Raw genomic sequence first — 7,143 nt, 5'->3', positions numbered from 1 at the left:
GCTTAATTAAAAAAGCTGATTTTTGGGGAAAGGGGGAAGTATGCTCTTTTCTCCTCAAATTTTGTTGAGGGAGCCATAGAGATAAAAAAAGAAGGGGCTGTGAAGAAATGAATTCTCATTTCTTCACAGCCCCTTTTTATGCTTTTTTTTCCAGCTGGTACAGCAGATAATCCAGGTTCGTCAGCCGCGCCTGTTCCTTGTGCACCTTTTTCAGCAGACAGCGCCGGTACCTCCGCAGTTCCAGGGTCTGCTGCGTTCCATCCAGCTGCTGGATCTTTTGGATCACCTCTTCCGGACATCCGGCTGCCACCAGATTCTCGCGGAATGTTTTATCCATAGATGTTTACCTCATTCCCCATAAACTTCCTTCGCCAGCCGGAATGCAGCCCAGGCTTTGGGCCAACCGGCGTAGAAGCCAAGCTGGGTAATGATCTGAACCATTTCTTCCTTGGTCACACCATTGTTCTTTGCAGAGCTGATGTGGTATTTCAGAGAACTGTCCGTAATGCCCTGGGCAATCAGAGCGGATACAGTGACGATGCTCCGGTCGTGCAGGCTCAGTTTGTCGTTGGCACTCCACACTTCTCCAAACAGGATATCATCATTGTACCGGGCAAAGTCCGGGGCGAAGTCCCCCAGTGCGTCTCTGCCTGCAGTTTGTACGATCTTGACCGGTTTTTTCGTTTTGTTTTCCATGGCTGCCGCCTCCCCAAAATGTATGCCCATACAGGTCGTCATGACCAGGGCCAGCGCAAAACCAGAAAATTGTTTCAAGCGTTCGTTCATCATGATTCCTCCTTTGGGTCTTCCTTCAATCCTATCATAGCAAATCCTTTCAGCTATGTTAAATGCTTATCATTCATTGCTTGAAATAGCAAAAATGCATAATTCTTTATTTTTCCTCGGCCATACCCGTTACCGTATCTGTTTTTCCTACCCCGCAAAGGGTTTCACATCCTTCACCGCATCTGCCAGAGTCAGAGGCTGGCTTCCATGGTCCAAATCCAGCAGCACATACCGGTCGCAGCCCATGCCCAATTCTTTCATATAACTCAGCTGGCGCAGACCGTGACGGCTTTCCATCCGTTCCACCAGATCATGGCGGTCTTTTTCCGGCAGCGCATAGACCAGATCCACCGAGGCCTGGTCGACCGCCAGGATGTCCGCAGAAGCCAGGATGCCAATATTGGGCGTTACCACGGGCTGAGCCCCTGTCCCTTCGCAGTCACAGGAGACGGACATATTGCGCAGCACATTGATGTAGGCAATGCGGCTGCCGAAATGATCTGCTGTTGCTTTCGAAGATTCTGTCATCCGTTCCATGAATTCTTCCTTTCCAATGCCCCACTGGCTGCCGCCTTCGCCGGAATGGATCATCTTCTTGCCGATTCGGCCGTCCGCACAGCCAATGCCGATGTTCTTGTCGGAACCGCCGAACCCGCCCATGGTATGCCCCTTGAAATGGGTCAGCACCAGCAGAGAATCATAGTCCAGCAAATGGGATCCCACAGACATTTCCGTAAACCACTTGCCTCCCCTAACGGGCAGCATGGCAGTTCCCTCTTCATCAAGGATATCCACAGGAGCAAAATCCCAGCCGTTCACAGCCAGCGTTTTCCTGTGATCTTCCGTAGTATAGCGGGCACCTTCATAATAGGTATTCGTCTCCACGATTTTGGCTCCAGGCAGTTTCGCTTCCAGCAGCCGCTTCACCCAGGGCCGGGGAATAATATTAGGACCGTGTGGTTCTCCCGTATGCAGTTTGATGCCCACTTTACCAGTCATACTCCCGGCAATGGTCTCATAAGCCTTCAGCAGGCCCGCCGCAGACAGGTCGCGCGTAAAATAAACAACGGATTCGTTGCCCTGCCGTTGTTCTGGCGGAATATACCTGTCGCCGCCGGTACCGGCTACTTTCTTTTTACTGCCGACCAGATTTCCTCCGGAAAGCTCCGAAGAAGAACTCGCCTGCTTTGAGAATCCGCAGCTGCTCAGGAGCAAGGCCAAGGCCCCCATCCCGGAAGTTTTAAAGAATTCTCTGCGATTCATACCATTTCCTCTCTTTCTTTGCATCAATGTACAAATCCAGATACCCAGTGCCCAGGTGTCTCAAACTGCCGTTGATTTCCCATTGGATGGACTCTTTCGAAAGCCGCCCCGGATTGAAGTAAACCTTAGAAGCGTCGTGCATGGATGCCCGGATTCTTCTCTTTTTACGAGTTACAGATTGGCCCCCAGTTGTTCTGCCTGATTGCCGAAATCTGAGCTTTCTACCAGAGAACGGGAACCACAGCCGATTCCCAGAATCTTACCGGCATCCTGCCATTCCATATATCTCACCAAAGTATCATAGTGATCCACCAGCGCACTCATGGTCCAGTCATTGCTGTTGTAAGCCGTAGCCATCAGGATGGATTTCTTGCCATGGAGACGGCCGGTGCGGGAATAGAACCGGTCCACAATGGTTTTCAGCTGGGCCGACATGCCAAAATAATACAGGGGTGTGGTCAAAACCAGCAGATCTGCTTCCAGCATCTTGGGCATCAGGGTGTTTTCGATATCGTCTTTGAAAACGCAGGGACCATCCATATGGCACTGGTCGCAGCCCCGGCAGGGGTGCGTGCTGCTGTTGGCCGCATCAAAGGTGAATACTTCATGGCCGGCTTTCTGCGCCCCGGCAGTGAACCGGTCAGCCAGATAGATAGAGGTGGATTCGTTTTTCGGATGAGGACTGCTGGTAATCACAACGATTTTCATTTTTTTACCTCCTGATACCTGTCCAGGCTTAACCTGGATTGTCGCTTTTCCCTGTTTGGGTGCCATGAGCGTTCCGCAGCCGCTGAGGAACAACGTCAGCATGCCGGCACCCGTTACTTTCAGAAACTCACGTCTGTCCATGTTCAAGCTCCTTTGTTTCCCGATGATTCCGCCATGCCATCAGGCCCAGCATTGCCGTGACTCCCAACGCCACGAGACAGCTTCCGCCGCAGGCTCCACAACTGCCCGTACACCCGGGCAGGCCACTGTTCCGTTCCGCCAGCTGCAGGACAAAGGAAGTACCGGCGGCCCCAGCACCTCCCAGAAGTTTATGGCATTCCATGGCTGTTCCCTTCCTTTCTGTACGAAATGGCCTTTTGGGGGCACACAGCCTGGCAATCCTGACACAGGTTGCAGCGCCAGGGGTCGATGACCACTTTTTGTTCCTTCAGTTTCATAGTCCGCATGGAACACACACGGACGCACCGGCCGCATCCCACACATTTGTCTTGATTCACCTTCATCCGGGGCAAAAAAGGGATGCGCCTGCGCAGCACATACAGCAGGTTATTCATGGCCCCCACCGGACAGAAGAAATTGCAATATCCTCTTCCTCCCATGGAAAAGATGCCCAGGATTACAAACCACACCAGGAAGTTCACCAGAAGAGAGAAACTATAGTACGGCAGCCGTCCATACCGGATCACCCCGATCAGGTTATCGAACACGGCGAAATTGCAGTAGGAACAGTGTTCATCGATACCCACCAGGACAGCTGCCAAAAAGCCGATAAAGAAGCCGTACCGCAGCGTGGTGATGGGGACATGCCTGCTCCAGTCGATTTTCAGCTTCCGGGGCACCAGATAGGAAAGATACTCCGTCAGAGCTCCCGCCGGACACAATTTGCCGCAGAACAGCGGTCCCAGCAAAAAAGCCGACAGAGCCAGCAGGGCGATTCCTGTCAGCGAAACGGGACCTGCCAGGTCCATTCTCCCCTCCAGCAGATAGTGGAGAGGAATGCGAAAACAGGGTTCGTGGAAACTGTAGCGCCGGGCTGGCAGATAAAGGATCCGGAACAGCCGGGCAAACCCTTCAAAGGGTGCATAGAACAGCAGGAACCCCATAATGTAGCCGAAGAACCGCCGACAGCGGTTCAAGATGACTTCATGCATGGGACACTCTCCTCCTTTACAACCGTCCTGCCATGGCCGTGTTGATGGCCTGGGCCATGATCTGTTTCATATTCCAGTCACCATGTATGCCGTCCAGAGCCAGTTCCGTCGGCAGATCCGCCGACTGGTCGAACTGGGCCGCCACATCGATATGATCCTGCCTGCGGATGAAGTCATTGACCTGGGCAAAGGACTGCCGCCAGTTTTCATACGTAGGTTCGTCAAAAGCCTTATCGATATTGGCCGGGTTAATGGGCGGCAGGGTCAGATAGATGGGAGTAATGCCCCGTTCCCGGGCTTTTTCCCCAATGGCGTCCAGATCCCGGATTACATCTTCCGCCGGAACGCCGGCCCGCAGACTGTTTGACCCGCCCATGATCAGCAGATATTTCAGCCGGAAGGCCGGTACATCCCTGTCAAACCGTTCCAGCATCATGGCACTGGTGTCTCCGCTTTCCGACAGATTGACGGTGGGAAATTCCAAATAATGACTGTAACTGTAGGCGTAATCCACTGGACTGTAGGAAAGATGACCGCCCCCGTGGGAAATACTGTCACCATAGATGCCCACCTTGATGCCCGGTTTGGGCAGAGTCGTGAACTTCTGGGCCTTGCTCCATTCCCCTACCGGATTGCCATCGTCATCCATCCCCCGCACTCGCCAGTAATAGGTGCCAATCCGGGGCTTTTCGTCGTACAGATCCGTCAGCTTCGTAGTCTGTGCGAATACCCGATACCGGGAAGGTGCCGTGCCATTGGAATTTTCCGGACGATGATCCGTCACCTCCACCTCATACTGGGTGGCACCAGGATTGCCCGTGTAGGCATATACCGGGTACAGCAGCTCCGAACCGTTGCTGTCTTCCATCCTGCTGCGGGGCACGGGAGCATTCCGGGTCACCGTCTGCAGACTGCCCCTTACCGGTTGAAGCTGGGAATAAGGGCCCACCGGATTGCCGTCCAGATCGTAGGCCCGTACCCGATAATAAAGAAGGGGCTGCTTCTGCCTGCTCTTCAGTTCATCCATGGGCAGCAGGACGGCACTGCCGTACACACGGCCGTTCCGGTAAATGGCAGCCGGACTGGGTTGATCCGGATCCAGGCTGGCAGGGATCCCATCCAGGATTTCCACTTCGCTGCGAACCGCATCCAACCGCTGCTGCCACTGAAGCAGCCCCAGATCCACACGAGCCGCCTGGGCTGTTTCATCCTGGGAAATCGTAGTATCTGTAGAAAGCCCCAGACTCCGGCGGACGGTACAGCTGCTCCCCAGGAGCAGCAGCACCACCAGCAGAGCCAGCAAGCTGGTCTTTAAAGAGTGGCGCAGTGCCTTTTGCATAGTTTTTCAGCTCCTTCCTTTTGTTGCCTATAGGATAGCATGCCGTCATTGTCATGTTAAATACTTATAATATATTATTAAAAATACGATTTTTCTATTATAAGTGTGAAAATCAGATGTATGAAAATCGGGGTGTGAAAAAGGCATTTTTCACACCCCGCTCCCTATCTTTTCAGCCCAAACCGGATCATGCCGTAACTGAGTTCATAAAGCAGGATCAGGGGTACTGCCAGAAGGCTCTGGGTCACGATATCCGTAGTCGGTGTCAAGATACCGGCTGCCACGAAACTGCCGAAAATCACGAACCGTCTGGCCTTCCGCAGCTGATCGGAACGGATCAGCCCGGCCAGGGCCATAAACAGCAGTACCAGAGGCAGGTTGAACAATACCCCGAAGGGCAGCACCAGCATCAGCATGAAGTCCAGATAGTTTTCCAGGGAAAGTAGCGGCTGTACCGCCGGCGATGTGAACTCCAGAAAAAAATCCAAGCCCCGGGGCAGTACGATTTCAAAAGCAAAGATACAGCCCCCGGCAAACAGCAGCACCGAAAAGGGTACGAAAGCCAGCAGCATCTTCTTTTCCTTCCGTGTCAGAGCTGGCAGCAGGAAGGCCCAGATCTGATAGAACCACACAGGCGAGGCCAGCAACATTCCAGCCACTGCCAGTACCTTAAAATAGGTCATGAAAGCTTCCGCCGGCTTTAAAAAATACAACGTGCCTGCCGACCTGGTAAGAAAGATCATGATCGAGTCCATGAAGAAGAAAGCCACAACCATGCCGAACCCCACGGCCAGCAGGGATTTCAGGATCCGCCGGCGCAGCTCCTCCATATGCTCCACCCAGGTCATATCATCAGTCCTGCTTTGCTTCCGGCTTTCCATCCTTTCCACCTTCTTTTTCCCGGCTTTCCACGGGAGCATAGAAGGCCTCCTTGAACTCCCGGATGCTCTTGCCCAAAGCACTGCCGATCGTGGGCAGCTTGCCCGGCCCGAACACAATCAGCCCGATGATCAGGATCATCATCAGTTCCGGTACACCCAGTCCAAACATCATTTCCTCCTTCCGGATTCCCACAGGATCCACACTGCAATTTAGCTGACTTTACTGGACACAGTACGACCTTTTTACGCCAGGCTGGCTTTCACTCGTTCCAGCCAGGCTTCCACCTGCCTCTGGGGCATCACCTGCGTACTGTCGCCTTCCGAATCGAACTGCACCGCCAGCTCCGGTCCGAACTGGGCTCCGGGGCAGGCTTTCTTCAGATCGGCCAGGACATGGGCCGGCCAGCCGCCGTGGGTGGCAAAGGGGATGACCAGTTTCCCTTCAAGATTCTCTTCATGGAGGAAGGTCTTCATGGCCGGAGCCATGGTATACCACCAGGTAGGTGTCCCCAGGGCGATGGCATCATAATCCTTTACCTGGAAGAACCGGGGCGCCAGGACGGGTTCATACCCTCTCTCCACATCTTTTTCCGCCTGATCCACCACCTGCTGGTAGTCCTGCTCCTTATAAGCAGTCTTGGTATCGATCCGGGCCAGGTCACCGCCGGTCACTTTCTGTAGTTCCTCGGCGATTTTTTTCGTATTCCCGTTCGACCAGGAATAATATACAATCAACAATTTCTTCATGGCTTTTCCCTCCTGTATCTGTTGCCACCAGCATAGCAGAAATTCGCTGTAATATAAAATGCTTATTGATTCTCGTGCATCATACAAAAAACGTATAGGCAAAATCATCTCTGACCTATGAAATCAAAAGGGGCTGTGAAATAATGGCCCCATGAACACGAGAAAGGACTTTCGATTCTTGCGAACCGAAAGTCCTTTTTCGTGTTAGAATTTAACTGACAATGAAAAACCTAACTGTGTATTATAG

10 protein-coding genes and 1 pseudogene are annotated in these 7,143 nt (G+C 52.9%); all 11 read right to left on the bottom strand.

All coding sequences use genetic code 11. The features are described 5' to 3' along the window. Positions 1 to 136 precede the first annotated feature (136 nt). Positions 137 to 337, bottom strand: a complete 201-nt coding sequence (locus ACR0QW_RS10380; RefSeq protein WP_432643573.1) for a hypothetical protein — start codon at positions 335 to 337, stop codon at positions 137 to 139. An 11-nt stretch (positions 338 to 348) separates the two neighbouring features. Next, positions 349 to 789 carry a carboxymuconolactone decarboxylase family protein gene (locus tag ACR0QW_RS10375; RefSeq protein WP_432643572.1) on the bottom strand — a complete coding sequence of 147 codons (441 nt, stop codon included), beginning with the start codon at positions 787 to 789 and terminating at the stop codon, positions 349 to 351. Between the two features lie 144 nt (positions 790 to 933). Beyond that, positions 934 to 2,049: a DUF362 domain-containing protein gene (locus ACR0QW_RS10370; protein WP_432643571.1), complete on the bottom strand. Its 1,116-nt coding sequence runs from the start codon at positions 2,047 to 2,049 to the stop codon at positions 934 to 936. Positions 2,050 to 2,074: 25 nt separating this feature from the next. Continuing rightward, positions 2,075 to 2,182: pseudogene (locus ACR0QW_RS10365) on the bottom strand (aldo/keto reductase); the annotation flags it as partial. Between the two features lie 38 nt (positions 2,183 to 2,220). Continuing rightward, positions 2,221 to 2,898: a flavodoxin family protein gene (locus ACR0QW_RS10360; RefSeq protein ID WP_432643570.1), complete on the bottom strand. Its 678-nt coding sequence runs from the start codon at positions 2,896 to 2,898 to the stop codon at positions 2,221 to 2,223. Next, entirely contained in the window at positions 2,885 to 3,100 is a 216-nt protein-coding gene (locus tag ACR0QW_RS10355) for a hypothetical protein (RefSeq protein WP_432643569.1), read from the bottom strand. Before ACR0QW_RS10355 ends, ACR0QW_RS10360 begins: the two co-directional genes overlap by 14 nt. After that, on the bottom strand, positions 3,087 to 3,929 hold the full coding sequence (locus ACR0QW_RS10350; protein WP_432643568.1) for a 4Fe-4S binding protein: 843 nt from the start codon (positions 3,927 to 3,929) through the stop codon (positions 3,087 to 3,089). Before ACR0QW_RS10350 ends, ACR0QW_RS10355 begins: the two co-directional genes overlap by 14 nt. Before the next feature lie 16 nt (positions 3,930 to 3,945). After that, positions 3,946 to 5,268, bottom strand: a complete 1,323-nt coding sequence (locus ACR0QW_RS10345; RefSeq protein WP_432643567.1) for an SGNH/GDSL hydrolase family protein — start codon at positions 5,266 to 5,268, stop codon at positions 3,946 to 3,948. Positions 5,269 to 5,432: 164 nt separating this feature from the next. After that, a complete protein-coding gene (gene tatC, locus ACR0QW_RS10340) occupies positions 5,433 to 6,188 on the bottom strand; it encodes a twin-arginine translocase subunit TatC (RefSeq protein ID WP_432643566.1) in 756 nt (251 codons plus the stop codon). After that, complete coding sequence (locus ACR0QW_RS10335; RefSeq protein ID WP_432643574.1) at positions 6,121 to 6,318, bottom strand: twin-arginine translocase TatA/TatE family subunit; 198 nt, start codon at positions 6,316 to 6,318, stop codon at positions 6,121 to 6,123. Before ACR0QW_RS10335 ends, tatC begins: the two co-directional genes overlap by 68 nt. 74 nt (positions 6,319 to 6,392) lie before the next feature. Next, the gene (locus ACR0QW_RS10330) at positions 6,393 to 6,896 is read right to left on the bottom strand and encodes a flavodoxin (protein WP_432643565.1); all 504 of its coding nucleotides are present in this window, start codon (positions 6,894 to 6,896) and stop codon (positions 6,393 to 6,395) included. Between the last annotated feature and the right edge of the window lie 247 nt (positions 6,897 to 7,143).

This window comes from Acidaminococcus sp. (assembly GCF_050873445.1).
In the GTDB taxonomy this organism is placed as follows: Bacteria; Bacillota; Negativicutes; order Acidaminococcales; family Acidaminococcaceae; genus Acidaminococcus.
Note: the sequence above shows the minus strand (reverse complement) of the source record. Positions and strands in the feature narration are given on the sequence as shown.